Origin of the sequence: Gimesia fumaroli (assembly GCF_007754425.1) — a bacterium.
GTDB lineage: Bacteria > Planctomycetota > Planctomycetia > Planctomycetales > Planctomycetaceae > Gimesia > Gimesia fumaroli.
Genome location: NZ_CP037452.1, coordinates 123,431 through 150,110, shown reverse-complemented (window position 1 = coordinate 150,110; position 26,680 = coordinate 123,431). Strand labels below are relative to the sequence as shown.

The 26,680-nt window shown below is 50.4% G+C and carries 20 protein-coding genes; 8 read left to right on the top strand and 12 right to left on the bottom strand.

The features are described 5' to 3' along the window. Positions 1-14: 14 nt before the first annotated feature. The 4 genes from Enr17x_RS00600 to Enr17x_RS00585 are packed head-to-tail and all read right to left on the bottom strand — an operon-like array spanning position 15 to position 3,571. Positions 15-701, bottom strand: a complete 687-nt coding sequence (locus tag Enr17x_RS00600; RefSeq protein WP_145305320.1) for a metallophosphoesterase family protein — start codon at positions 699-701, stop codon at positions 15-17. Between the two features lies 1 nt (position 702). Beyond that, positions 703-1,791 (bottom strand): DUF1559 family PulG-like putative transporter, encoded by a 1,089-nt coding sequence (locus Enr17x_RS00595; protein WP_145305319.1) that lies wholly within the window; start codon positions 1,789-1,791, stop codon positions 703-705. Positions 1,792-1,815: 24 nt separating this feature from the next. Continuing rightward, positions 1,816-2,892: a DUF1559 family PulG-like putative transporter gene (locus Enr17x_RS00590; RefSeq protein ID WP_198000883.1), complete on the bottom strand. Its 1,077-nt coding sequence runs from the start codon at positions 2,890-2,892 to the stop codon at positions 1,816-1,818. After that, a complete protein-coding gene (locus Enr17x_RS00585; RefSeq protein WP_145305317.1) occupies positions 2,882-3,571 on the bottom strand; it encodes a hypothetical protein in 690 nt (229 codons plus the stop codon). The genes Enr17x_RS00590 and Enr17x_RS00585 overlap by 11 nt, the downstream gene beginning before the upstream one ends. Positions 3,572-3,906: 335 nt before the next feature. On the opposite strand from Enr17x_RS00585, the gene Enr17x_RS00580 reads away from it, so the two are divergent. The 5 genes from Enr17x_RS00580 to Enr17x_RS00560 are packed head-to-tail and all read left to right on the top strand — an operon-like array spanning position 3,907 to position 9,140. Further along, complete coding sequence (locus Enr17x_RS00580) at positions 3,907-4,557, top strand: hypothetical protein (RefSeq protein ID WP_145305316.1); 651 nt, start codon at positions 3,907-3,909, stop codon at positions 4,555-4,557. Between the two features lie 58 nt (positions 4,558-4,615). Beyond that, positions 4,616-4,912 (top strand): hypothetical protein, encoded by a 297-nt coding sequence (locus Enr17x_RS00575; protein ID WP_145305315.1) that lies wholly within the window; start codon positions 4,616-4,618, stop codon positions 4,910-4,912. Positions 4,913-4,939: 27 nt separating this feature from the next. Continuing rightward, positions 4,940-6,349, top strand: coding sequence for an HlyD family efflux transporter periplasmic adaptor subunit (locus tag Enr17x_RS00570; protein WP_145305314.1), 1,410 nt, complete (start codon positions 4,940-4,942; stop codon positions 6,347-6,349). Between the two features lie 25 nt (positions 6,350-6,374). Then, the gene (locus Enr17x_RS00565) at positions 6,375-7,358 is read left to right on the top strand and encodes a fibronectin type III domain-containing protein (protein WP_145305313.1); all 984 of its coding nucleotides are present in this window, start codon (positions 6,375-6,377) and stop codon (positions 7,356-7,358) included. Positions 7,359-7,370: 12 nt separating this feature from the next. Further along, positions 7,371-9,140 (top strand): hypothetical protein, encoded by a 1,770-nt coding sequence (locus Enr17x_RS00560; RefSeq protein ID WP_145305312.1) that lies wholly within the window; start codon positions 7,371-7,373, stop codon positions 9,138-9,140. A gap of 81 nt (positions 9,141-9,221) precedes the next feature. Here the strand turns inward: Enr17x_RS00560 and Enr17x_RS00555 are convergent, their stop codons facing one another. From Enr17x_RS00555 to Enr17x_RS00540, 4 genes are all read right to left on the bottom strand, one after another. Then, positions 9,222-10,712, bottom strand: a complete 1,491-nt coding sequence (locus tag Enr17x_RS00555; RefSeq protein WP_145305311.1) for a CoA transferase — start codon at positions 10,710-10,712, stop codon at positions 9,222-9,224. A 134-nt stretch (positions 10,713-10,846) separates the two neighbouring features. After that, complete coding sequence (locus Enr17x_RS00550; RefSeq protein ID WP_145305310.1) at positions 10,847-11,233, bottom strand: hypothetical protein; 387 nt, start codon at positions 11,231-11,233, stop codon at positions 10,847-10,849. A 238-nt stretch (positions 11,234-11,471) separates the two neighbouring features. Further along, positions 11,472-14,489, bottom strand: a complete 3,018-nt coding sequence (locus tag Enr17x_RS00545) for a carboxypeptidase regulatory-like domain-containing protein (RefSeq protein ID WP_145305309.1) — start codon at positions 14,487-14,489, stop codon at positions 11,472-11,474. Positions 14,490-14,794: 305 nt separating this feature from the next. Next, a complete protein-coding gene (locus Enr17x_RS00540; protein ID WP_145305308.1) occupies positions 14,795-15,772 on the bottom strand; it encodes a hypothetical protein in 978 nt (325 codons plus the stop codon). Between the two features lie 655 nt (positions 15,773-16,427). On the opposite strand from Enr17x_RS00540, the gene Enr17x_RS00530 reads away from it, so the two are divergent. Then, the gene (locus Enr17x_RS00530; protein WP_145305306.1) at positions 16,428-16,958 is read left to right on the top strand and encodes a hypothetical protein; all 531 of its coding nucleotides are present in this window, start codon (positions 16,428-16,430) and stop codon (positions 16,956-16,958) included. Here Enr17x_RS00530 and Enr17x_RS00525 read toward each other — a convergent pair. The 3 genes from Enr17x_RS00525 to Enr17x_RS00515 form a co-directional block, all read right to left on the bottom strand. Then, positions 16,946-17,620 carry a hypothetical protein gene (locus Enr17x_RS00525; protein WP_145305305.1) on the bottom strand — a complete coding sequence of 225 codons (675 nt, stop codon included), beginning with the start codon at positions 17,618-17,620 and terminating at the stop codon, positions 16,946-16,948. The two genes, Enr17x_RS00530 and Enr17x_RS00525, sit on opposite strands and share 13 nt — an antisense overlap. A gap of 41 nt (positions 17,621-17,661) precedes the next feature. After that, positions 17,662-18,204 (bottom strand): hypothetical protein, encoded by a 543-nt coding sequence (locus Enr17x_RS00520; RefSeq protein ID WP_145305304.1) that lies wholly within the window; start codon positions 18,202-18,204, stop codon positions 17,662-17,664. An 88-nt stretch (positions 18,205-18,292) separates the two neighbouring features. Beyond that, positions 18,293-19,063, bottom strand: coding sequence for a hypothetical protein (locus Enr17x_RS00515; protein ID WP_145305303.1), 771 nt, complete (start codon positions 19,061-19,063; stop codon positions 18,293-18,295). A 547-nt stretch (positions 19,064-19,610) separates the two neighbouring features. On the opposite strand from Enr17x_RS00515, the gene Enr17x_RS00510 reads away from it, so the two are divergent. After that, on the top strand, positions 19,611-22,025 hold the full coding sequence (locus Enr17x_RS00510) for a DNA gyrase/topoisomerase IV subunit A (RefSeq protein WP_145305302.1): 2,415 nt from the start codon (positions 19,611-19,613) through the stop codon (positions 22,023-22,025). Between the two features lie 97 nt (positions 22,026-22,122). Continuing rightward, complete coding sequence (locus tag Enr17x_RS00505) at positions 22,123-24,054, top strand: DNA gyrase/topoisomerase IV subunit B (protein WP_145305301.1); 1,932 nt, start codon at positions 22,123-22,125, stop codon at positions 24,052-24,054. A 299-nt stretch (positions 24,055-24,353) separates the two neighbouring features. Here the strand turns inward: Enr17x_RS00505 and Enr17x_RS00500 are convergent, their stop codons facing one another. After that, a complete protein-coding gene (locus Enr17x_RS00500) occupies positions 24,354-26,576 on the bottom strand; it encodes a hypothetical protein (protein WP_145305300.1) in 2,223 nt (740 codons plus the stop codon). Positions 26,577-26,680 lie beyond the last annotated feature (104 nt).

Sequence of the window (26,680 nt, the reverse complement as noted above, 5' to 3'; positions counted from 1 at the left end):
ATCAATCAGAAGATTCACTCCAGCGAGTTCATATCCAGCATCCGATATTCGCCGTCCTCGTTGGTCTGATGGGCGACTTCTCCATTCACATCCAGGCAGGTCAACCAGCCGCCGCGACAGGCATTGGTATCGATGCAGATAGAATGCTTGAGATTTACCGGAATGCCTGACTTCTGAGACGTGTGGCCGCAGATGACCTGTTTACCAGAAAGATGCGGACGGACATCGGTAAACTTGCGCCAGCGAAATTCCGTGGAATCCTGCTCTGCTAAGGGAAGATCAGGGTCCACCATGCCATGCACGAAAATCTCGTGATCGGTTTCGAAATAATCCTGGAAGCTTTCGATAAATTCCCAGTGGCGGTCGGGCACGTTTTCGATGTCGGCTTTTGCATAGTCCGAATCATACGAGAGCAGTGTCTCCTCGCCGCCAAAATACATCCAACTACCACAGGCAATATCCGAATCGCGGGCATCGTGCATATACTCTTCATGATTACCCATCAGACAGACCAGCGGCATCGTTTCCTGCAACTCCATCAGCAACTCAATACAGCCCCGCGTATCCGGCCCGCGCGAGATGACGTCGCCCAGAATCACCAGCAAATCGTCGGGCGTCGGCTGGACTTTTTCGAGCAATAACTTCAGTGCAGTCAGACAGCCGTGAATATCTCCGATTGCCAGCAGGCGGTCTCGTACCATGTTAGAACTCCCCTACCGGCTCGCCGCCGTTGGGAGTACTGATCGCTTTGAGGACAGCGGGGTCAATGTCATCGGAAATAAAACGCGCGCTACCATCTCCCATCAGTACTTGTGTGCCCCCTGTAAACGGACCGCCGAAACCGTGGGGATTGACATTGATTCCAAGAACCGGGTCACGAAAATTCAGCGGATCACCCCAGGCTTTGATGCCGGCTTTGACTTCGCCTGCAAAAATCGTATTCGAAGTGCCGTCGGGGATCTTTTTAAAAGTCAGGCCGGAATTCACATTGAAGACACGACTGTTGGCGGCGTAATGTATGGGCTTGTAGCCTCGGAACACTTCTTCACTGCTCTTACCATGATCGTAATCTGAATATAAGCCGGGGTTCTGAAACGCAGGGATTCTGGTTTGAAATGCCTTTTGGTTCGCTTCTGCCGTCCAGGACTGATGAAAATCAATCTGGTTATACAACTCAGCTTGATCCAGGTAAGGTACCAAACGTGTTGTCCAGCTGTGGTGAGGCTGACCGGTTTGATCGAACGTCCCCCCCATGGGAAGCTGGGAATTCGATTCATGATAGTCGTGCATCGCCAGACCAATTTGTCTCAGATTGTTTTTCGAGGTACTGCGTCTGGCAGCCATCATACCTCGACGATAGGCCACCATATTCTCGCCAGTCACCATCCACCAGGTCTGATGCGTCATACTGATCACGCAGATGCCACTCAGTGCCAGCATTAGACACATCATCGCCAGCGAGAGCGTCCAGCGCAAACGCCAATTAGATTCGCCCGACTCAGCCTTCGATGCCTGTTTGCGTCGATACCGTTTTTTACAGACAAAGTGGATGCCCAGCGTAAACAGTATCAAGGCGACAAGAAACCAAGTCGTCCGCTCAACAGAAATCGTAAAAACAGGCAGCGCGCGGGCAATGTAACTGGTCCAGCCGATGACTAACTGAAATCCCATCTGGACAGGGAACACGACGCCCAGGCAGAGCGTCACGAAGCAGAGCGTCATAAATGCGCACACCGCGATGACTCTACGCTGTAGTCGCTTTTCTGCTGGTGTGAGGGTTTCTGGTGTCATTGAAGTACCTGACTCGAATTGTATTTAAAACTCTCCAACAGGTTCACCACCGTTGGGTGTACTCAGGGCTTTAAGAACCGCGGGATCAATCTCATTGTTGATAAAACGAGCGCTGCCATCGAGAAAAATCATTCGCGCACCACCTGCTTTCCAGGGCGCGCCGAAACCGTCAATATGCTTGTTGATCCCCAAGGCTGGATCGCGGAAATTGATTGGATCACCCCAGGCACGAACACGACTAAAAACTTCGCCTCCCATGATTGTGCTTGAGGTACCATCTGGAATCTGATCCAGCCGGGCCACGCTGCCAGGATAAAAAACCCGACTGTTTAATGAATAGTAAGATAAACCATAGCCTTTGGTGTTAAACTTGGGACGATCTCGACCGGGAATGATGAAAACAGGAAATGATTCTTTAAAATATTTCGCGTTACGTTTTGAATTCCAAGGCTGAAAATCATCTATTTTCTGACGATGCCCCACTGCATCAAGGAAAGGGAGTATTTGTGTCTCCCAACTGTGCAGGGGCTGACCGGTAGGACTGATGATACCTGAAGGCAGTTCTGATTTTGCGCCGGATGAATAAATCACAATCCCAAAGCTAACATTTCGCAGATTATTTAATGAACCATATTTCAAGGTAGGTTCTCGGGCTCCATAAGATGAATAGAGCATTGCCTTCTTAGCAGTCACCAGCCCAACACTCAACTGGGCAACCCCCACCACAGCAAAGCCGCCGGTAAATGTAATCACCACTAACACTAGTACGGCGCAGGTCCAGCGAAACTGCCAATGAATCGGGAACGCTATAGTCTCTCTCTGCGATAAGAGCCTGGTGACATATCTCCCCAACAATTGAATGATCACCAGTATCAGGACCAACAGCACCAGTGATGTCACTAGGGCAGATGCGGAAACCGTGATCTGTTGACTCACGCGGTATAAAAAAGTAAACCAGCCTGTTACCAGATAAAACAGTCCTTGAACCGGAAAAACAATCCCGGCACACACCATGAAAAAAGCCAGGATCACGCCGGCCACAATGACAGCGGTGAAGGTATACTGTTTCCGTTTTAGCTTCGCTTCTGGTTTATTTTCCACTGAGCACCTCCTGTGCTTCTTTGAGCGAAAGCACTTTAATCGCGCCATCAGTGAACAGTATCAGTTGTTGATCGTCTCCATAAACAGCCTGCTCGAAGGCGAGCGGCTCGGCCGGCTCGGTTTTCTTGTTGCCGACTACGTAACCATACTTCACCCGCAGGTCACCCGGCTGAAGCCAGAACTCTTCTGTGAACACCGCATCCCCTGCTTTCTCAGGAAACTTTCCCTGGTGTGTCGCCACGTGCATGAACAGTGCCGTCCGTAATTCGCCGAGTTGTTGGCGACGTTCCTCAAGCAACGCCCCCGGTTTTTCCGGCTCGGAACCAGCCCGTTGATACGTTCGCCCATTTTTTTCCCAGGCACCGGGTGTGAGCAGTTCACGGGCTCCGGAGATCATCGTCAATACAAATAGAAACATCAGCCCCCAGAGTACAGTTCCCGCCAGGGCTCCCTTATAAGACAGCACGGGTAACTTGGAAAAATCTTTTGCCAGCAGGTTCCAGAGCAGTTTGAAAATCCACGCACTCAAGAAAAGCACCATCAGAAAAAAGGAGATAGACTGCAGCCGAAGCTTGGCGATGTCGGTCAACTCTAGTGAGGCACTGGGCATCCCCGCATGGGCGTCCTGGGTGAGGGTGCAAAAAACAAAACCGGCGATGAGAAGTGTCCGAACCATCATGAGAACAAGCTCCGCAGATGTGAGAAGAGAAGCCCTTTCTCTTTATCATACAAAAGTCCACATGATACGCGAGTCTCTTTTTCCAGCGAAGTGCTTGAATGGCAGAAGGGAAAACCGTGTTATCCGCTATTTACAAGAAGCGGGAGACGGGGAAATTTGTCTTTCGTTTTAGACATGCGCCCGTAACCCTTCAACCGGTTGGTTGGCTGCGAACTCTCTTTAAAAAGAATTTGCTTGAAGTCCCGAGAAAAAATAGGTAGCCTAAGAAACCTAAGCGAAGTGGTCAAATTTTAGCTCTCTTATGTGTTCGCATTAGTGAATTAAGGCAGAATGAAATGAAATGTATCGTCTTCTCTGATCGACATCGGCTGCACGCCTTGTTCTTGATGGCTCTGGTTCTGGCATTCATCACCGCCAATCCACAACACACGTCTGCCGGTCGATACCGTGTGGCCCGCTACTGTCCGGCCTGCACAGTTCCCGCGAAACAAAACGTGTTTGTGACCGGTGAGAAAGCGAATCAGCTTCGTGTTCAGGTCACAGGTAAGAAGAACAATGAACTGGAAATTTATTTTCGCAGCCGTCTGAATACTCAGTCACTTGTGGGTGCGGCGCATCTTAACAGTCCGCATTGTGTCAAGCTCAATCCGCCCGGATCAGATCAGGATGAAAGTGCAGACCAATCTTACGCAACCTGCTTTGTCAGGTTTCAAAACCATTTCGTCGCTTATGGCATCGGGTCACCGGGAAAACTGATCAAAGTGACCAACGATCCGCGAAATTTTAAATCCACAGATAAAGGTGGCGTGATTGAAACAACGCCTGACTATCCAGTTCATCTGAAATGGATCTCGAACCAGGTGCTTCGCGTTGCACACGGAAAAGGCGGAAAAAAAGTGATCGTACTGCGTTTTCAGCCCAATGCCAATCAATGGCAAATATTGGACGGTGAAACGGGAAAGCAGGAGCCAATTGGAACGCCCTAAGCAGAACTCGTATCGTCCATAGGAATTCTCGAAGTCACAACCAGATAGAGGCGATGCCATGTACAGCTACGATGTAAAAGTCCTTCCCAAAAACACTTCTCTGTGGGGTGGGGTCGGGATAGAGAAGGCGATATCCAGTAACTCACTGCTGATTTGTCGAAATGACGAGTTAGGAGTCTCGCTGAAACTGTTTACGAAAAATCAGGATGATGGAGCTGTACCCTTCGGCACACTGGCTCCCGGCGAAACTTATATTTTCCGGTTAAATGAGGTCACACTGATCGGCGCAAAAACCACCGATGATGTTTCCGACTCTATGGTGCGATGTACCATTGTCTGTCCACAATCAAACTGACACTTTATTCAACATGTGAGATACATCATGGCAGATACGAAAATTCGTTCGTTATTAGTTCGCCCCATTCGTTCGGTTGATCTGGCATTTAACATGCCAGGCGTGATCGCGTTTCAGAATACTCAAACCGCAAGACTCGGTAAGCGGATTACCGAGACAAATCTGGAAACCACCATTTATGAATTAATGGAACAGGATGCGAAAACCGCACGATCGAAAAACCTGCCTCAGCTGACTTTCGATGCCACAGAAATTGCATCCAAGCTCAGCTCTGGAACGCTTTTCGCGATTCGCAATAAAAGCCTGTGCGTGGCTTTGGACCAAAAACTGCTGCAGCGTGAAAATATTTTCCGAGAGCAATATAAACATCAGGCACAGCTGATCAAGAAACTAAAAGCGATGTATAAAGGAGGTGCGGCGGTTCCTCCAGACAGTGCGACGGGATCGAATCCTAAAACCAAACAACAGCGCCTGGGTACTTTGATTGCCGCTTCCCAAGACAAATTCAATGCGTTGAAGAAAGCATATGGAAAAGCGGGAGTCCAAGGCACTTCTTCCACAGATGTGACCTATAACGGGCGGATCGTTACCAAAAGTAAAACGCTCGGCAGCGGGGCGCAGATCCAGGGACATCAAACGCACGTCCATGAAGACAATCCGCCTGCAACCCCCAAACAGATTCTGGTGCACCATACCAATGCCGGAAAACCGATTGGGTACAATGCCAAAGAAAAGAAATGGGAAGATATTACAGAAAAAGGATACCCCAGCTCAGAACACTCGCTTCAGTACCTGGATACCACAGAAAAGAAAGAAGGGGGTAAGGATGGATTTAAACAGACCTCAACCACAAAACACCGGGAATTCGTCTTTCCAAAGCGTGATGCATTGATTCGTTTTTTACGAACTCAAATCGATCTGATGGACGAACAACTGGCCGAAGAAATGTACGGTCATCTGGTCAACAATGACCTCGATCAAGTGATGAAAAACGAACTTGAATTAATTGATAACGAAGTCCTGAAACTTCAGCTGAACCTGGCGCATACTTTCCTGACGAGTCCCGTTGGCGGTCTGGTCACGGCGATTTACAAAGATCTGGGCGAAAGCGTTACCGCAGGCGATCCTGTCTTACGCATTGAAGATGACTCAACGGTGCTGCTGGTAGGTCGTCTGCGTCATCCCGGCCCCATCCGTGTGGGGGCAACAGCCGTAGTCGAGACAACATCACTGTTCGAGAATGACAAACCACAGAAATTTCCCGACGCGAAAGTGGTTTCCGTCAGAGGGCATGCGGTCGACAACGACGAATGGGAACTCATACTGGAAGTCGAAAACCCCTTAATTGATCCATCAAAAGAGGAAAAAGGACGTATGCTGCCTTTGAATTATCACTTTGACCGTGACAACACGACCATTAAAATCACCAATTTATAAACACATTGGTTAGTGGGAATATCAGATGCCGCCACCACCCAAGCCGGGCACTCCCAAACTCGCTGGTAGCAATGCCAGCGAACGTGAAAAAAACCGCAAGGCTGCTTCGCTTAAGATCACCTGGGGAACAGTGACTCCCGTTGATTCATATCAGATTCAAATCAAAGTCGGTTCTAATGTAACGCACGTCAACACAGGTGCTCCGCCAAAACTACTGGCAAATCGTCCTGACAATACCAAACACATCATTCGAGTTCGCGCCAAAAAGGGAAACTTGTTTTCCCCGTTCTCTGATGCCTTTTCCGTTTTCACCCGGCCGAAAACGCCTGACCGTCCCCGACTGGTCGGAACGTCGACAACCGCCGATGACCCCCTGGCCGACGTAAAGGCACGTGCAGCGAATTCACTTCAGTTAACATGGCCTTCTGTAGGAAGCGGGATTACCTACGATCTCGATTTTGGTGGCGGTGACGTGCGCAGCGGTGTCAGCCCGGGAACAACTTTTAAAAACCTCGAACCGAACAAACTGTACAATCTGCGAGTCAGAGCACGCGATGAAGCGCGCGGAGACGTCTCCGATTTCTCCAGCCCGCTCCGAAAGATCCGCACGCGCCCGCCCATCCCCACGGGTTTAAGCCGACTGGGGTTTGATCTGTTTTTTCAGCAAATCCAGCTCGAATGGGACAGCGTCAGCACGTTTCCCGGAGACAAACAGGCGAAATGGCAACTGGGACGACGTAAAGCAGGCAGCACATCAGACCCTCAAATTCTGGCTACCGGCAAGCTGAGTATCACTCGTTTTCTGGAAACCAGCTATCCTCTTGGTACACAACAGGAATATTTAATCCGCATTGCTGCCAGCAAAAATCATTCTTTCTGGAGCCCGGCACTGGCGGTCAATGGTCCGATTGTAAATCTGCTGGGAATTCAGAATTCGTTTGCCATCATTCCCGACGTTGGTGCGGCAGCCCCTTCGCTGTTGGACCAAAGTGACCCATTCCGGTTGTAAGGCAGGTTGATTATGCCCAGAGAAATGGATCGAGAGCGACCTGAGCGTCCCGAACGCCCTGAAAAGCCGGAACGTCCCGAGCGACCTGACCGGGAACGGATCGAGCGTGATCCTCCCGATCATGGCGACCGCGAACAACCGGACCGCGATCAGACCGATCGCTCAGAGACCGCGGCCCAGTCTGAACGGGAACACGAAACACATCATCCCGAGACCGACCACGATTCACCAGGACGTGAGGACCAGGAGCACCCCGACCTGGAACGCGAACATAGCCACCATCGAGAAGATACTAATCTTGATGTGGGGGGACGAGATCGCAATGAAACCCATTCCGGTTCAGATCGTGAACAAGATCATGATCTGTCGGGAACCGATTCCAACGACTCACTGGACTTTGGCGGTTATGGGACGGAGTCATCAGGAACCAGTTCAGAAACCGATGCCGGCGGGCTTTCTGCTTCGAAAACGGAGGTTGAACAAACGGGTACCGAAGTGGACCCAATGGAACAGACTCCCGGCGAGATGACGCCAGCGGATACGGAGCGTGTCGACATTGGCACGACGAGTATTTCAGCGGGGCCACCTCGGCAGCCGCAAAAAACGATTCTGCTTGATGGTAATAATCCTGATGGTCTTCAAGCAGACTATCAACCAGATTCGTCTGGTAACAGATCGGTCGTTTGCCGGACAAAAGACAATGAACTGGAAGTCGGCCTGCCTCATGATGATGTGACTGCCAGTGTGGAAGGAACCTGTCAAAAAAACCAAGATGGAAGTATCACAATAAATATTTCAGCTGAAGATAAAGCTGGGAACAAAATTGAAATTTCGACAACACAGGAGCGGTCTGGAGAGTGGGATCAGACCACTGACTTATATGGTCCAGATGGGACACGGCTTGACACAAAGAATATAGGATCACCCGGCTATAACCGGGACAGCTCATTCGATTCGAGTCAAACCGAATATCAACTGGAAATCCCCTCTGGTTCATCACCCCCGAAAGGTCCGGAGAAAAAAGAAGCCTCCAGACCGGAAGGAACCGCCGGACAGATGAATCAACACGATCCGGTCAAAGCTCCAGAATCAGAAAAAAATAAACCCTGGCTTCCAAAAGAAACACCAAACAATGACACCCACTATGAGGATACCAAAAGGCCCGGAACAAGACCTGAAAAAGAGGCTCCGGGATCTGCTGGAACACCTGCCAGCGAACCATCAACTACGGAAGGGGACAACCATGATTCCGGAGTCTCCGAAATAGGCCACGGAATTCTTGACGTACTGGGGATGGTCCCTTTAATTGGTGAACCAATCGACATAATTAACGCCGGCTGGTACGCCATCGAAGGCGACATGTTCAACGCCTCTTTATCAATGGCGGCAGCAATTCCTGGTATCGGTAACCTTGCCACGGGAGGGAAACTGCTGGGAAAAACGACGAAGGGAATCGCCAGATCCACTAAAGGAAAGGAAGTCGTCGAAGGATATCGATCCTTTGAACAAGCAAGAAATGCCGCATTACGAGAAATAGGAACAATCAAACCAACGGAGCGCTTGAAATACATTGGAAGAAAGCATGCTGGTAAAGGAAAAGTCGTCGGCTTTGAGACAAAGAAGGGAGTACCATATAAACGAATGAGACTTGATTGGGATGAATATAAAGGACCGCACATCAATGTCGAAATTGGCAAAAAGGCAGGCAGAGAAAAGAAAGCCTATGCGTTTCCCGGAACGGAAGAGGATTACATCAATCTTTTAAAACACCTTCAAAAGTAAAAGCAACTTCAGCACTCTTTCGAATGACGTTTGCCAAAAGATCCACAGAACAAGACTCGGGGATCAGCTGAAGTACCCTTCTCACAACGTCTGATTGGCTTTCCAGTGAACCTGGTGCTGGTGGAAGATTTCGGTAGGTCGATGGGGCAGCGGCTGGGAGGGCGCCGGTTCAGTGTCCCAACATAAATTGAGTGTATCTGAGCCGGGAGCAGTGCCTGCGCGAGCGCTGAATGCAGGAGTGCGTTCGAACTGAATTGCCGGTGCGACCCGCGTGAGCAGCCCCAGGCGGCTCTCCTGATCGACGAGATAATTCTCCAGGTCTTCCTGTGTAATCGGCACGGGTTCTTCAACATTGTTGTGATACCGGGTCGCGAGCATCGCCGTTTTGGCCAGCGCCACACGAACCAGCCAACTCCCCCCTTCGGTCGCACGACGAATGAGGGCGGCTGTCGCACCAAGGGCTCCCAGCAAACCGGTCCCATAATCGTTGAAATAAGCGGGAATCAAACTGAGCTGCGGTTGATTGGCGCTATGGATTTTCGCCAGTCCCGTACAACTCTGTGCGAGTTGCTCCCAGCCGCGACGCTCTGCCCAAGGGCCTTGAAATCCGTAACAGTCAAGCTGCACGATGATTAGATTTTTCTTTCGTCGCGTCAATTCTTCAACGGAATAACCCGCACGCGCCATGGCACCGTGGCGCAGTCCATCGATGAAGACGTCGGCTGATTCGAGTAAGTCGAAAATCAAACTGCGATCCCGCTCAGATTGATAATCGAGGTAAGCCGCCTTTTTCCCCCAGCCGGTCTCAACTTCAAAAGGAAAAATGTGATCGAGATAAGGATGGCGGCCGTGAATTACGTCGGCCCCCTGCTCCGCCAGACTGCGACCAATCGTCGGCCCGGCCAGGACCCGCGCAAATTCGAGCACACGAATCTGTTCCAGGGGCCGCGATGCGTCTTCCGTAAACGGTTCGGGCGGACCATCGGCAATTTTTGTCAATTCAATCACCGGTGCGGCGGCGATCGCTTTCCCCTGCGGATGCGACAGCCATTCTTCCCGATCACGGACAATGGTCGTGCAGAGCCCCAGCGCAGAAAGCCGGTCTTCCAGATCCTGCGCAGCATAGTGTGATGTCGCGTCGGCAATCGCCTCCGGTTCTCCCACACAATTCAAAAACTGTAGAATGCCTTCCCGCAGATGAGTGTAGGCCCCGTTATACATCACGTGCCGACCGTCTTTGGTCGCAAAGAAGTTATTTACGGGTGTATGCACGGGCGAAATATCGAGTTGCCAGCCTTCCTGAAAATGATAGGCGACCGAATTCAGCACCAGTCCCGCATGGCGGCGGTCGATGTGCATTGCCTGTGAGCCGAGCCCGCGCATTTGACCGATGGTCGCGGTCGCCTTACCAAGCGCAGCGAGCGCCGCGGTCGCGAAATCATGCGAGGCCACAGGTGAATCGATATAGCCGGGCTGCTGAATGATTTTGACCGGACTCTCCGAATCAAAGGTCACGCCCAGCGGTGCGGTGATTTCTTCGAATATCTGCTGTTGTGTCGCTGTTCCCTGCATTCTGCCACTCGCTGATCTAAGTCTTCTGGAAATGATTTCAGACTGATCTCAATCTGTTGTTTGGCGGATGATATCGAATTCAGTGCAGGGAGACAATTTTTGTTTTGGAATGCATTTTATGTGACACGTTGAACTCACTCGGCCGGTTTGTTTTCAGGGTCCAGGACCATCCATTCGGGAAAGGGAATCGATTTACTGCGAGCGATGAGCAGTAAGACGCCGATCACAATCACCAGAATCGGCACTTCGACATCTAAGGAAAGTCGTCCGGTTTGACGCAGGACGGAGAGGCAACTGGCGATCAGGAAAAAAGGCCCGATCACAACCGTCGATTTGTCGAGGCCACTAACGGCAAACGAGAGCAGACCGATAATCGCCAGACCAAGGACCCAGATCCAGTTGAGGCCGGGCACCAGCCCCAGCGTGGTGAGTAACCAGCCGCTGCCGATCGCGATAATCAGAAGTGGAAGAACCAGGGTTTTTCGATTCGACTTGGGTGCACTGATCTCAGCTGGGCTCATGGAACTGACTTTCTACGTTCTGTGGAAATGGAATGTTACCAGACTACCTGAGAGGCGGTGCGATTCAGAGAATATCACGCGATTTTTGAAATGTTTTTGGATTTTTTTCGACGGGCTACGCGGAAGCGGGGTTTTGAATGACTACCAGAATACGCGTAGACGCAATCGTTGTTTGATTGTAAGCCGTGGTCTCACTTCTACCCTGCTGATCAGCTTCCTCATGGATGCCACCCAGTCGTTATTCATTCTGTTTCAGAGACTCGACGAGCGTGTTGATGTCCATCGGCGTCAGACGGATGGCCGTTTTTTCCAGCATGCTACGAAAATGTTCGTGGCCGCTTTGCTCGCCGGGAAAACCAATGTTCGTGCCTTCCTCGTCGTTGGAGGTCACCAGCACTTTGCCGTCCTGGTCTAAAATCGCCCACCAGGGAATCCCCCCCTGGGCACCAGCGCGCATGGTTTTCATCATTTCGCGGGAACCGGTCCAGCGGTGATCGATCTTAATCCAGAGATAGTCGCGTTCCCATAATTCGCGTTCCTTGACCAGAAACCGGGAGAGCAGTCGGCAAGGGCCGCACCAGGTTGCGGTTTCCTGAATGATAATGCGTTTGTTTTCTTTTTTCGCTTGTTTGAGCGCGGTCGCGAGCAGCTCTTGTGCATCGAGTGTTGGTACGGTGTGTGCTTTCAATAGCGCGAGAATTTTCTCCTTGTTGATCTTGCCGTCTGTTGATAGAGAACCGGCATCGGCGTTCGCGATGGGTTTGCCCTGTTCGTCGGTGATGACCAGAGAGAAGTCGGCATGGACCCCGTCGAGATTTTTTCCCAGTGTTTTAGCCAGTTCCTGCGCAGCGTCGCGTTTGTCGGCAGACGTATCGACGGCCATCACGAGGAACGAATACAGCTCCTTACGAACGTCCTGATCCTGATAACGCAGGGTCATAAATTGCTTGACTGCTTCGCTTTGGGGATCGCCAAACAGAATCAGTAGATGCTGCATGGTGATTTTGGCGTCCCGCTTTGACTTTGCAAACCGTTCGAGGGGCGTGCCTTCTACGTTGAATGCTTTGGCAATGCGTTCTTCCAGTGTCGGTGGCTTATAGGGCTTGGGAGGAGGTTTGACTTCCAGAACGCCGAGGTCGATCGGCTGACTCTCTTCCGCTTTCACCGTTTCAACAGACCGCCAACTGATTCTGTTGGGATTATCTTTCGGGCGAATTACCAGATTGATGTCATATTTCTGTCCCAGAACCAGATTAGAGATTTCAAATCGTCCCTCTTGATCAGTGGTGGTCTTTCCGCCAAAACTGGTTCGCCAGGGTGCGTTATTATTGCCAAGATGCACTTTGACGCCGTAGCTGATTTCACGCTCCTGCATCGGCTGTTTTGTTTTCGCATCGACGAGCTGGCCGGAAGCAGTTCCCAGCGGACGAAGTGACACCGTGACGGTTTTATCATCGGGGCCGATCTCGACGACACCCGCCAGTTTTTTATCCTGACTGCGCGCGTAAATCACGGTGCGATGCAGTTCGCGTTCGACTTTAAACTTACCTGATTTGTCTGTTGTTGCCTTCATATCACCCCCTGCCAGGCTGGCGCGATAGATTCCGGTGACCTCGGCATCCGGAACCGGCTGAGGCGGGTTACCTGCGACGATGGTTCCTTCCAGAATTCCTTTCTCCGGTCGGACGGCATGGAAGTTAAACTCCTTTTCCGATTCGCCGGCGATTTCAAATTTCTGGACGGTGTTTGTTCTCTGAACCGCGATCTGTGCGGGGCCGCGAATATCAAACTTCCCATCACCGACAGACAATTCGAATTTCCCGTTTTCATCGGTTGAAGTGCTATGCACAGTAATGGGCTGCACCCATTTATTACTGTTTTCCGGATTGGGCAGCTTTACACCCTGCATATTGTTGGCATCCTGACCGTACTGATAGACATGAATTCGCTGACCTTTGACCGGTTCATTCTGGGAACCGACGGTGACACGACCAAATAAACGGGTCGCGGGGCGGAGCTGGAAATCCAGGTTTTCGATCGGCTTGTCTGGCCAGAGCGCAAATCCGGTGTGCGGAGCGGACGCCCATTTCTTGTCATTCACCACAACGAGATAAACCTGATTGGGAGCCGCCTTGATGACATAACGGCCTTGCTCATCAGTGTGCGCCGATTTTCGAAACGAGTCAAACTGATACCCTTCACCAGAGGCAGAGACAGAGATCCCTTTTGCCGGTGAACCATCGGGGAGTGTTATTTTCCCTGAAATCGGGACCAGCTTTTCCAGCTTGATGGTCAGCGTGCCCTCCCCTGTTTTCGGATCATACGACCCGCGTTGATGGACGTGCTCTTGATCGCGAGGCCAGATGGTAAGGGGAGTTTGATGCCAGCGAGGAATCCATCCAAAGACGACATTACCTTCTGCATCCGTTGTTTGCTGGATCAATTTGTAGAAATAAGAGAGATTCAGATCCTGTGGTTGATCTGGCTTCTTGATGTACCAGGGAGAGACATTGACGCCTGCGATTGGCGTGCCGTCTGGCTCTTTCAGTTGTACTCTCAGAGGTTGGGCTCCCTCCAGTTTCAATTGAACGGAATGATCGGGCAACGCGGGTGGCCTGGTGATTTTGTCTCCGGACTGACCACGGGGTAAGACGTAGGCTTTGTAATCCGCACCATGCCTATCGCTGAGCGCGAACACATATTTAATTTTCACATCATGAGGCACATGATAGACAACTTGGCCTTTGCTATCGGTTTCACGCGTACCCCAAATCCGATAATCGCCCATGATGCCTGTTTTGGCATCAGCGATCGGTTTGCCTGTGGCATCGACAACGTGCAGCTCCACGCGTTGCGCTGGCTGTAATTGCAATCGCAATTTTCCCAGAGAAGGATCTTTGCCCTTGATGACCCAGGGTAGCGCATGCTGTGCCATTTGCGGTGGTGAATTCACAACTGCCTGGACCGCTTGATGCCGTACACTTTGAGCGGATACGCGCAATGTGAAGCGTCCCTGCTTGTCGGTTTTGGTTTCGGCCCGATCCTGTTCCGGGTACTGCCATTCGACGAAGACCTTGACTCCTTCCGCCGGTTGGTCCTGTTCATCTACGACGACTCCGCTCAAGACAACATTGTCTTCAGTTTCCGACTTTGTCTTCTTCTGCGAGGCAGGCTCAGCTGCAGTTACCATGAGAGGGAGAGACAGAAACACAAGCAATATTGCATTCCGGCGCAGTGGCGAAAGGACGTACTTCATTGTATCTGCTTTCAGATGATAAGAAAGTTACACTTGAGCCGTGTGCCCGCCGGCTAGCAGCGTCAGAAATTGAGTTCTCGAACGGATCGGATTCAGAAAAACAGAATCAGGCTCTATGATACCTATTGGAAAATAGAATTCATTAAAAAATGCGATTTTTATGAACGCAACGCATCAAAATACGGGCTTGCACTTACAAAACACGCTCGTAGGGGTCGATCGATGTGTCGACCCGCCTCTCGACGCACCGCCAGTACAAACTCACAATGGAAATTCATAAAACATCAGAAAGGAACGCCCGATTTCTACAGTGGTTGTGGGCAGGTTCCGGCTCTGTGTTTCACGTGCAGCCATGTTTTGTAGAAGCCCCAGATGGTGATCAGAGCGACGATGCTGAGCCCGGTGAAATCGGATTCGAGATCTTTGAGAAAATCCATCAGAATAAAAAACGCCGTCAGGCCGATGACCAGCGCCAGCTTGTGTCGATCGTCCCAGGCGGTCGCATTGCCGGACCAGCGCATGATGATCCAGAATGTGAGCGCATCCAGCAGAGCGACAAAGACAAACACTGCCGGCCAGGCGGGGAGCCAGGCAGGATTCAGTTCCGGCAGTACGAACACGCTGACAAACACCAGCGTCATATTCACGGCGGCAATCAACGCATACCAGAACGGGTGGACTGACTTTCCATCGCGTTGTGGAAAGACCTGATTCGGCAGCCGCCAGGCAGCGTAGACTAAACCAGCGATCGCCAGCCAGGAAAGCACAAAACCACCCAGGGGCGGCATGTAAGGATTAATGAGCATCAGCGCCGGCATCCAGAGAAGTAAGCCTACTCCACAGGCAATGAGCCCACGGTTGCTGACCCACGTTTCGTTTCGTCGATCAGCATAAATAATTTCCGCTAATACGACACTGCAGAGAATGCTGATGGTCAGATGAAAATGAATCAGGACTTCGGCATAAATCCAGGTCACCCCCTGCCAATATGAGTAGTCGCGGAGCGCACCCAGTTCGGCCCACTCGGGGTCCCAGAACGAGCGGGCGACAATCGCCTCTTCATAAATCCCAAACGCGATTCCCAACAGCACCAGTGCAAACCAACCTTTGCCCCAGCGCACCACCAGTTCCCGACAGAGAACAGCGCCACAACCATAAGGGAGCGCTGACAGAATAAAGTTCAGCGGGTTGATAAATTGAAACAGTGTCTGGTGCCCTGAAATCAGTTCGCCGAACAGCGGGCCCAGCAGTAACAAAGCGATTCCGGGGGGTAGATGTTTCATTATGCCCATTCCACAGGAATTTTAGATCGCATTAATTCTTCGGAAATATTGGTTTGAATTCGAGCTTGTTCTTCCTCCGAAATTACGAATCTGTCATCGGGTGGAGACCATCTTTGCAATTCGTTTCTGTGCATGACAATTTCATCACCACTGGTCATCTCATAAAAAAGATTCATGACCTTTGACCCTTCTGAGTAGATCACCCTGGAGTGTCCTCTCAACTTGACACGGTATGGTTTTCGCTTGAAAAACATTCGTCCTCGACCTTGTTACATAGTGTTAATGCAGCAGAATTTTTTCGTACCCGGCGATTCTTTTTTGCTACCATGAAAAACACGAACAATGAATCATTTACTTCTTTCGTCAACCCGTTTTCTCGATCACTGTTGGCAAGCCAACAGTGCTACCCACTGAGGGAAATCAGTATGCATACTCTGTCACTTGCTGCTCGAATTTTATTCGGGCCTATCCCTATTTTTGAATTGGGTCACTTACCATTGTTCATCTGCGGTCAGGTTGATCATATCGGGTAGAATGCGTGGGTTCAAATTTTTTCTGCGGTGAGAGAGCAAAGCCGTCTCCTGATGTTGAAAACCACTTCAATAATCACGGCGGCTGGTATCGAGCCGCTCAGTTTTTTAACAGGACCTTCGTCATGAGTGATTTTAGGTTTGGGTTTGATGCAAGACTGTTTTTCCAGCTGATTTCATCTTCGCGAGCCGCGTGGGAACGTCAAGACCTGAAGTGTGTCGCACGTTGGTCCGCTTTGGACAAGACCTGGCACAAGGTTGTCGGCGTTGTGTCAAAAGTTGGTCGTATTTGTCGCACTTTGTCGCACAATCTGAGACATCCTGATGCTCTGATTTCTCTAAATTTGCCTCAAACCAGTGGGTTTTATGGGGAGCAGAATCACAGGGAGCGAGGGATTCAGTATGAAATCGGTGCTCACTCGCGCGCGACGCATGCAACGCATCATCGGGCGATGCGCGTTGCAGTCAAGGCTGATTTTTTCATTACCAGTCAGAGAGAATGGAGCCTTTTTAAACAAGTCAAGAGGGTCTTTGTGCTGTGTGCGTTCAACAAAAAAACAGAGCCACTCCCTGCAAATCAGGGGTGGCTCTGTTTCATTCAGTACCGTTTATCACGAAACGAAGTTCGCTATGAAAGTCCGTTTTATTTTTCGTAGGAAGCCTGATTCAGCTTGGAAGGAGCCGGCGGTACTGCTGGCGATGCTGCTTCTGGTTCCGGTTGCATTGCGGGCTGTGGTGTTCCCGGGTTTCCTGTGGAGTAATACACGGGGCCACCGAAGTGTTGACCGCGGCAGTGTTGGCAGCCACGCCCTCTGCAGGAACGGCAATCACGGGTGTGGTACATACTGGGATTTGGTGGCGGAGGAATCATTCCGGCACGTGGTTGCCAGGTTGGTACGCTCTGATAATAGAACCCGAGTTGCGTGGTATCGGTGGGCATATAAATCTGCGGATAGTTGGCACCGCCTCTGGGGCCAGCCTGTCCCATGTATTGATTCGAGTAATACCGCTGATATTGCACATTGGTTCTTTGAATCATCTGAGCTGACGGCGGGCACCATCCATGACCGGGCGAAGTGTGGCATTTTCTTAAGAAAGCCAATCCTTCGCGCGAATTATAATTTCGATAAACGCCATCGCCGTCGTATCGATTTGAATAGCCGGCAGGACAGTTATAAGCATAGCCTCCGCCGCGAACGTGATGTTCGACGAGTTGGATATCGCCTTGTGTCTCTTCAGCGCCGGCATTCGAAGCAGTGTGAGCCATGATGCCCGTCACTGCGAGAATGGCAAGCATATGCACGTTGAAAATTCTCATATCAATCTTCCTGGACTCGATTGAGGATTATAAGTTTTAAATTATTGAACGATGCGTGTTACCGGAGTCAAGCGGCTTGAAGGAACGCCCCAACCGTAGTTGTAGGTATGGCGAACATTCGGAGCCAGTGGAACTGCGACCGGAACACCATAACCCTGAGCGCCATAAAGCTGCCCGTCGCGTGGATCGAACTGATATGGGTCAACGGCGTAAGTCATTTTGTAATGTCCGAACGGAGCACAACCTTTGCCACCACATCCTGTCGGGATGAAGTAACCAAATTTGCAACGCAAAAATTCGCGTAAGGAACCGCGTTTCCCGATTCCGGCGGAGGTTCTTGAACCGGCTCGACAGCTTGGGCAACCGCCGCCTGCGTAGGCAGGACCATTCGAATATGAATAAACGTGGTTCTGTTTGCAGCCACATTTATCATTGATATAACCGACCTGCTTAATGGGTGCGCCGGCTTTCTGGCTTATTTTCAGGCTGCCGGGTTCACCTGCCTGCAGGTTTTGCGCTGACAGGACAGTGCAGATGCCTGCGACTGCGAGTAAGCCCGCTAATTTATAAGTGAAATTGTGCATGTTATTTTTCCTGATCGTATCTCTGAGTGAATTCACGACTCAGTCTGAAAACGTTTTCTGGTTTCAACAGCCTTTCCCGGGAAAGCCATTACTTAATGTGTGGAGGAATGAATCGAGGGAATAATCCGAAACTGGTTTTGTATTTTACGTTGACCCGAGTCCCTTCCAGTTTCCATCGTTCATGAGAACGCATTCCGAAAGGTGTCCACATCCAGCCCCCTTTGACGTTGTAGTAGTAAGGACCATACATGGCGTTGTACTCGTGTGCGTACAACATTTCCTGAGGTGCCAGAGCCTGGTTGGTAATGATGGTACGGCCGACATAATCAGGAATCCCAGGTTTGGGAGACGGATACATGGGGGCTCCCAGTTGCGGATATCCGGGCAGTACTCTCATGCCTGCGGCGGATGGCATTGGCTGAGCGGCAGCATATTGTTTATGGTGCTTGAAATGTCCGTTGGTGTAGCTGATGGGCCGTGCCTGCTGAGCATTTTCAAAACGTGCTGGAGCCGAGGTAATAATGTTTGGCTGGTTGCTGACCTGCTGAATATAACCACGACCAGAATTGCGACGCCCGAGTTTAGGACGTTGTGCAAACGAGCTACGTCTGGGTGGAACAGGCGCGGTTCCCTGTTCATGTCCGACCTGCTGCACGCTGGCTGGTTTTGATGTTGAGCGGGTCAACTTTCGTTTGAACCAACTAATCGGATTATACTTCGACGTTTTTGAGTGGCTTTCCTGCTGGACAACTGCATTTTGGACGGCACCTGGTTCGGCAGCCTTAATCGCGGGCGCCATCAGTAAAAATGCCGGTAACAGCCCGGTAAGCAGGGTTACCTTCAGACTCGCACGAGCCATAACAATCCCTCCCTGGATTTGATTGTGGTTTATCCACCAATGCGACTGGATCTGAGGGTCATCCAACCCCCGTCAGTCAACTTTAATGATCAATTGTCTTCTCTCAGAACCTGTGACGGTTCACGAACGAGGCAAAGTCGCTTCGTAAAGACCGAAAAACTCGAAATTTGACTTTCCAGAATTGCGGTCGATTTTGTATGTTTCAATCGCCAGACAGCGACCCTCTCAAAATGAAAGCCACTATCTCAAATTTCGGCTGGCAGGAATCGTCGGAATGAGTCATTTTGTAAGCACAATGACGATTCGTCCTATTTTCCCGAATTATTGTCTATTTAACGGGTTACGAGTGGCCTCATCTGTTAAATAACCGCTTCAACAGGTATAATTGACAATCTCTACACAAGCAGAAAAAGCGACACATTTTCCTTAAACTACCAGGCAGAATTACCCGAATTCTGAACTAGAACCATTCATTTTCACGGCAACTGACGGACAGCCCCCTGTCGTCAATCGAGCCGCACTACAGATTGATTTTTTGGAGAGACTCTTGGCTAAGCGAAAATCAGCCAATAAAGGCAAGGCCAGTAAGACTAATGGGCAAGCAGTCACGGAAACGGATCGTATTGAATACGTTCCCATCAGCGAAGAAACGCGAAGGCGCTACCTCAACTATGCGATGTCTGTTATCACATCACGTGCCCTGCCCGACGTCAGAGATGGCCTGAAGCCGGTACAGCGACGTATTTTATATGTGATGTATCATGACCTGCGTTTAATGGCCAATGCCAAGCCACGTAAGTGTGCGAAAATCTGCGGTGATACCACGGGTAATTACCATCCGCACGGCGATGCTTCAGTTTATGACGCGTTAGTCCGGCTGGCGCAGGACTTTAACCTGAGAAGCCCACTGATTAATGGTCAGGGGAATTTTGGTTCGATCATGGGTCTGCCCGCGGCAGCAGCCCGGTATACAGAAGCACGGCTGACGGGAATCGCCGAACATCTGATGAATGAGCTGCGCTATCACACCGTGGAGATGCGGCCTAATTACGATGGAACCCGTGATGAGCCGGTCGTCCTGCCTGCCCGGTTTCCGAACCTGCTGGTGAATGGAGTCCACGGGATTGCCGTCGGAATGGCGACAAATATTCCGCCCCATAATCTGGGTGAAGTCATCAAAGCCTGTACCCATTTGATCCACAACAAAGACGCCACCGTCGCCCAGTTAATGAGATACATTAAAGGGCCGGACTTCCCTCTGGGAGGCCGAATTGTGACTGACAAACGGTCTTTGACAACCGTGTATAAGGAAGGGCGTGGCCCGATTAAAGTTCGGGGAGAGTGGAAACCCGAATCGGATAAGCGGACAAAAGGCGCGAAACGACTGATTGTATATTCGGTCCCGTTTGGGGTCGAAACAGGATCGCTGCTGTCGGAAATTGGCGGCATTGTCGAATCACGAAAGCTTCCCCAACTGGTTGATGTGGCGGATGAGACTGATGAAAAAAATGGTCTGAAAATTGTTCTGGAAATCAAGCCGGACGCCGACCCCGAAACCGTGATGGCCTTTTTGTATAAGCACACACACCTGGAGCAGAACTTCTCAGTCAACCTGACCTGCCTGGTGCCCGATGAATCGGATGTGATGGTTCCGCAGCGCTGCGATTTGCGAGAACTGCTGCAATACTTCCTGGATTTTCGCTTTATCTCGGTCCGTCGCCGATTTGAATATCAACTGGAACAGCTGGAGCGGCGGATTCATATCCTCGAAGGGTTTGCGATTATCTTTAATGACCTGGACAAGGCATTAAAGTTAATCCGTGCCAGTAGTGGGAAACAGGATGCTGCCAAAAAATTAATGGCTAACTTCCCACTGGATGAAATTCAGACGATGGCGATTCTCGAGCTACAGCTATATCGCATTTCGAAGCTGGAAATTAATACGATTCGCGAAGAGCTGGAAGAAAAACAGGCGGAAGCGAATCGTATCCGCCGCATTCTGGCATCTGATAAACGACTCTGGAAAGTCGTGGAAAAAGAGCTGACCGAACTGGCGGCTGAATTCCCCGAGAAACGCCAGACGAAACTTGGTTCATCGGAAGAAATCACCGAATTCGATCCTCAGGCATATATTGTTCGCGAAAATACCAATGTCGTCGTAACCCGTGAGGGCTGGATCAAACGTGTGGGACGATTAAAGACCAAAGGGGAAACTCGGGAACTCGACAAAACACGGACGCGTGAAGGAGACAGTGTCTTAGATGTCGCGGCGGGCAGCACGCTGGATCATGTTGTCTTTTTCTCAAGTGATGGGGTGGCATATACACTACCGATCGAGCAGGTGCCTGTTTCCTCCGGATACGGCGAACCGCTTTCCAAGCATGCCCGGATGGGTGACGGGGCGCAGCTGGTCGCCGCCATCACAACGGACAGCCGCTTCACACCCGAAGATAAAGCGACTCGCAAAAAACCAATTCCCACGCCCCATGTGTTGATCGTGACAGAAAAAGGGCAGATCATGCGGATTTCCTTCAGTCTGTTCCGCACAGCTTCTACCAAAGCAGGTCGCAAATACTGTCGTCTGGGGAAAGATGATCGTGTCGTCTATGCCGGCCTGGTCGAAGATGCCGACACCATGTTTATCGCCACGAAAGATGCCCGAGTGCTGCATTGTGAAATTGAAGAGGCGGCTCTGCTTTCAAATCCCGGGAAAGGGGTCAAAGGCATCAAACTGGAAAAAGGGGACCAGGTCATGGGCGCGCTGCAATTAACGCGTCCGAGTGACTGCCTGCGGGTGATTAACACGGGTGGTAAGAAAATGACATTTGGACAAATGAAATACGGCGTGACGTCGCGTGGCGGGAAAGGCGTTAAAACCAGTCAGAGAAGTGGTTTTGCCGAAATTCTGTATCCCCCGATTGAAGTAGTGGATTGGGACGAATTGGGAGACGATGAAGGTTAGACTGATCGTATCTCAACTTCCCTGACGGATTCCCGTCGCATATACTTATCTTACATAACTGTTCGTCGCTTATTTAGAGAAATTCATCACAACGATTATGGCAACTGCAGCAAAATCTTCTAACGCAAAAAACTACTCCGCCAAAGACATCGAAGTCCTGGAAGGACTGGAAGCGGTCCGCAGACGCCCCTCTATGTATATTGGGGGAGTTGATATCCGCGGCCTGCACCATCTGCTCTGGGAGGTCGTTGATAACTCGGTCGATGAATACCTGGCGAAGGAAGCCGATACCATTGTAGTCACGCTGCATAAAGATGGTGCCTCGTGCAGTGTGAAAGATAACGGACGCGGGATTCCCGTTGATAAGCATCCTAAAACCAAAAAGTCCGCACTGGAACTGATTCTGACCACGCTGCATGCAGGTGGAAAGTTTTCCGACAAAAACTACGCGCGCAGCGGCGGTTTGCATGGTGTAGGTTCTTCTGTCGTGAATGCGCTCTCGTCTGAGATGATGGCTACAGTCGTCCGCGACGGGCATCAATACGTACAGCGTTATAAAAAAGGGAAGCCGACGACGCCCGTCAAAAAAGTCAAACCGTTCCGTGGACATGGCACCGAAATTTACTTCCGCCCGGATGACGATATTTTTCGGCGGGTCCATTTCAATGCCGATACCATCCGGCAACATCTGGAAGATGTTGCGTTTATTCACGGCGGATTGAAGATCACGTTTCGGGATGAGGTTAAAAAAGAGACGCATGAATTGTCTCATCCGGAAGGGATTCGCGGCTACCTGGAAAAGCTGACACAGGAACAACAGAAAAAACCGGTTCACGAACAACTGTTTTTTGCGGAGAAGGAAGATAAGAATATCCGCGTTGAGATGGTGATGCGCTGGACTGATGCGACCGATGAGCAGGTTCGCAGTTATGTCAACGGGATTCGGACTCATGCCGGGGGAACCCACGAGAGTGGTCTACGTTCCGGAATCGCCAAGGCTGTCAAGAATTATATGGACGTGCATAACATCAAGCACAAAGGCCTTTCGATTTCCACGGATGATATCCGCGAAGGTGTGCTGTGTTTGATTTCGGTCTTTCATAGCGACCCGATGTTCCAGGGACAGACCAAAGAAAAATTGAACAACCCCGAAGTCAGCAGCTTTGTGGAAGGCATTGTGCGTCCGCTATTGGAAACCTGGCTGAATAACAACCCGAGTATTGCCGATGCGGTGGTCGGTCGGATTGTATTAGCGGCCCGAGCCCGCGCAGCCAGTCGCGATGCACAGAAAGAAGTCCGCCGAAAAACGGTCACGAACCGAAAATCAACCCTGCCGGGCAAGCTGCTGGATTGTCGTTCCAACAAGCCGGAAGAATCCGAGTTGTTCCTGGTAGAAGGTCTGTCAGCTGGCGGCACGGCGGCGATGGGCCGCGATAGCCGTATTCAGGCAGTATTGCCGCTCCGCGGAAAAGTATTGAATACTGAATCGTTGGCGATTTCTAAAATCATGGGGAACCAGGAAATCAAAGATCTGGTGGAAACGCTGGGAACAGGTATCGGCCCCAACTTTGAAATTATGAATCTGCGTTACAACCGCATCATCCTGCTGATGGATGCCGACAGTGACGGCTATCACATCAGTACGCTACTGCTCACGTTTTTCTTCCGGCATATGCGGGAACTGATTCGTCAGGGCAAACTCTTTCTGGCCCAGCCTCCTTTGTATTGCATTAAGGTCGGTAACGAAAAACATTATGCCCAGGACGATGTTCAGAAAGAAGAAATCGTAGAATCGCTGGGTGCCAATCGGAAGTATGAAATTGGTCGCTTCAAAGGTCTGGGTGAGATGACGGCCAGTGAATTGAAAGAAACCACGCTGGACCCTAAGCACCGTGTGCTGTTGAAGGTTGATATCGACAGCCAGCTGGAAGCAGATACCACATTCGCCCAGTTATTTGGAAAAGATGCCAGCCTGCGTTACGACTTGATTATGCAGGAAGCCATCGAAGCAGACGACATCGATTATTGAATCTGCTGCCCCGTTTTCCCTGGTGGTCTTTCAACAGTACCTCATTCAGGTCAAGGCTGCGGAACTCGAATCCGTTCTGTTTATCTTCTTCATATTCTGTTTCCTGTAGACAGCATCAGACGAAGAATCAACATTGGCGCCGCAGTATTCGGAAGACGTTTTCGCCGGGCATTGGATCTTTAAAATGCTCGATTCACCAAGACGAATCCGTTGGGACGTGGGGATCAGACTAGATAAAAAAAGAGGCGAACCAGATAGTCCGCCTCTTTGACTCACAGTTGTCAGTTCTTAAGCTGAGATTATTTCGCTGCTGTTTTTTCTTCTACAGCAGGCGGTGCATCCACAGCAGGTGGCACTTCTTCATTTTTCTCGACTGTCAAGTCGTTTCCGACAGTCAGAGTCAACCAGCCATCTTTGGTTTGGATACCGGTAATGTTCAAGTACACGGTCCGATTTTCCAGTTTGGCTTTGACCTGAGAATCTTCAACACGATCAGGAAATGCTTTTTCCATTTTGTTACGGACCACACCAGCGCGGGCAATTTGAGCAGCAATTCGCTCAGGCCGCACAACGGGAGAGGACTTAACGTCTCCACGGGTGATGTGGATCTTGTCCCCTTCGACTTTAAAGTGCAGAGGAACCGTAATGATCTGAGTTGGCACTGCTGTTTCGCCTTTTTGCTCGAAACCGCAACGCAGGATGATATTCAGCGTGTCATCAATGATTTGAATCCGAATAGGATCTTTTTCATCGAAAGCAAGAATATTCGGTCCTTTATCTGGATCAACGGGAGGTCGTTCCAGTTTGACTTTCCGATCGAAGATATCGGTAAACGATTTTTCAAATTCGGTGATTAGATCCTGGTCCGAAATTTTGCGTCCTTCCAAAGCCATCCGTGAGATGCTGTTATTCATAACAGACTCGTGCAATTGAATAACAACGCTTTCATCGGAGCTGATTGAAAGTGGCGGTGAGTTGGCGGCCAATTCACCGGTGTCCATCAATCGAGTTCGGATATACAGATGGCTGTCTGTTGAAGCATAGCTGCGGGCAGACGGGAACAGTCCGTTATCTCGCAGACGCTTATTGAACTTCCCACCGACTTCTTCGTTGGCACGTGTAATTCGTTCATCGACTTCTTCATCGAAGCGAGGACGAACCCGATCACGAACACGTTGAGCAGCGATTGCTTCCGCTTCGCCACGTAATTCTTCGGTACGACGGTAAGCCATGCTGCGTCCGAGGCTTGCCAACAGTGGAATGCCATCCAGTTTGGTGCTGGCTCCCACAGTCGTATTATTAGCATCAACCTGAACCCAGGCTGGCTGAGTGGTAAAGGTATCGCCGTCGAAGTTGATTTCTTTTCCGCCCCAGATTTGATGATGACCTGAGGTATAAATTACAGCCTGATTTGTTGTACCGGATGTTTCACTGTTAGTAATACCAGCCAGTGACAAATCAAAGCGAAGTGTAGAATCGCTGGGCTTGAAATCAACACCGACTTCTGTCGTCGTTGCCTGATTTCCAGTGACATAAGCACCCAGAATGCAATCCACAACAGGACCTTTTTCACAGGTACTATCGTTGATCAGGCGGTTGATGAAGTCTTCTGCCACCATGACTCGCAGGTTGTAGTTGAAGTAATTATTTCGTAGAGCGGTGGTTAAGGCACCCAGGCCGCCTTCAAGTTCCTGTCGCAACATGGCGTATGCTTTACGTGCTTCAAAAGCATTTTTGCTGCTTTGAGTTGCCTCGTATTCTTCCAGGTTTTCGACCAGAGCCGCTAATTGTTTACGAACGTTACCAACATTGATCTTGGCAGCACCGCCGTTTGCTTCCGCTAAGAATGCTTTAGTGGCTTTTTCCAGGCCTTTGAATTGCTTCCGATTGAAGAACTTTCTCTGTTCTGCATCTTTCAATGCACCACGTTCTTCGAATTTGCTTTTCAGCGATTTCAACAGATCGAGCAATTCAACTTCGGAGTAGCTGTTTTTCAGCTCTTTCTGGAGTGCGTTCAACTGCAGGTAATCAACCCAGCCTTCGCCATTCTGCAGTGTGCCCAGATATTTCTTGAGTGCTTTGGTGGCGGCTGCCAACTGATTCTGCTTTTGCTTCATCTGAGCGGCTTTGATGGCTCCCAGATCCAGGTTCAGTGTTTTCAGAACGGCATCAGCAACTTGAACACGTCGTTCGAGACGGCTGCTGTATTCAGCGAGTGCAGCTTGGCCGTCTGCCTCTTTGATTTTTGCCTGCAATGCAGCCAGTGTCTGTTTCTGCTGAGCCAGAGTTAAACCTGATTCATCTTCATACAGCTTACCCAGCAGTTCAGAAACCTGATCTGCCCACGTGGCCCATTTCCCTTCGAGACCTTCTGGAAACTCTGAAAGATCTTCAGGAACTTCAACTGGCAAAATGCCTTGTAAGCCGACATCTGCCTTTTCTGGCTTTTTGTCTTCGACAGCCATTGTGGTTGTCACTACCAACGCCAAGCTGGCTATACCTAAAACTGCTAAGCTGACCATACCAAAATATTTTTGGTTTTTTCTGGCTGGTTTTGGGTCCTTTAGAAGCATGTCTGATCGCACTCCGTCGACAAGGGGATTCGAAAAACGGTGTCCATCGTTTA

Bases quoted from the DNA above. Each gene is read 5' to 3' on its own strand.
- Enr17x_RS00600 (WP_145305320.1), bottom strand. From the start codon at position 701: ATGGTACGAGACCGCCTGCTGGCAATCGGAGATATTCACGGCTGTCTG.
- Enr17x_RS00595 (WP_145305319.1), bottom strand. From the start codon at position 1,791: ATGACACCAGAAACCCTCACACCAGCAGAAAAGCGACTACAGCGTAGA.
- Enr17x_RS00585 (WP_145305317.1), bottom strand. From the start codon at position 3,571: ATGATGGTTCGGACACTTCTCATCGCCGGTTTTGTTTTTTGCACCCTC.
- Enr17x_RS00580 (WP_145305316.1), top strand. From the start codon at position 3,907: ATGAAATGTATCGTCTTCTCTGATCGACATCGGCTGCACGCCTTGTTC.
- Enr17x_RS00575 (WP_145305315.1), top strand. From the start codon at position 4,616: ATGTACAGCTACGATGTAAAAGTCCTTCCCAAAAACACTTCTCTGTGG.
- Enr17x_RS00570 (WP_145305314.1), top strand. From the start codon at position 4,940: ATGGCAGATACGAAAATTCGTTCGTTATTAGTTCGCCCCATTCGTTCG.
- Enr17x_RS00565 (WP_145305313.1), top strand. From the start codon at position 6,375: ATGCCGCCACCACCCAAGCCGGGCACTCCCAAACTCGCTGGTAGCAAT.
- Enr17x_RS00560 (WP_145305312.1), top strand. From the start codon at position 7,371: ATGCCCAGAGAAATGGATCGAGAGCGACCTGAGCGTCCCGAACGCCCT.
- Enr17x_RS00555 (WP_145305311.1), bottom strand. From the start codon at position 10,712: ATGCAGGGAACAGCGACACAACAGCAGATATTCGAAGAAATCACCGCA.
- Enr17x_RS00550 (WP_145305310.1), bottom strand. From the start codon at position 11,233: ATGAGCCCAGCTGAGATCAGTGCACCCAAGTCGAATCGAAAAACCCTG.
- Enr17x_RS00545 (WP_145305309.1), bottom strand. From the start codon at position 14,489: ATGAAGTACGTCCTTTCGCCACTGCGCCGGAATGCAATATTGCTTGTG.
- Enr17x_RS00540 (WP_145305308.1), bottom strand. From the start codon at position 15,772: ATGAAACATCTACCCCCCGGAATCGCTTTGTTACTGCTGGGCCCGCTG.
- Enr17x_RS00530 (WP_145305306.1), top strand. From the start codon at position 16,428: ATGAGTGATTTTAGGTTTGGGTTTGATGCAAGACTGTTTTTCCAGCTG.
- Enr17x_RS00525 (WP_145305305.1), bottom strand. From the start codon at position 17,620: ATGAGAATTTTCAACGTGCATATGCTTGCCATTCTCGCAGTGACGGGC.
- Enr17x_RS00520 (WP_145305304.1), bottom strand. From the start codon at position 18,204: ATGCACAATTTCACTTATAAATTAGCGGGCTTACTCGCAGTCGCAGGC.
- Enr17x_RS00515 (WP_145305303.1), bottom strand. From the start codon at position 19,063: ATGGCTCGTGCGAGTCTGAAGGTAACCCTGCTTACCGGGCTGTTACCG.
- Enr17x_RS00505 (WP_145305301.1), top strand. From the start codon at position 22,123: ATGGCAACTGCAGCAAAATCTTCTAACGCAAAAAACTACTCCGCCAAA.
- Enr17x_RS00500 (WP_145305300.1), bottom strand. From the start codon at position 26,576: ATGGTCAGCTTAGCAGTTTTAGGTATAGCCAGCTTGGCGTTGGTAGTG.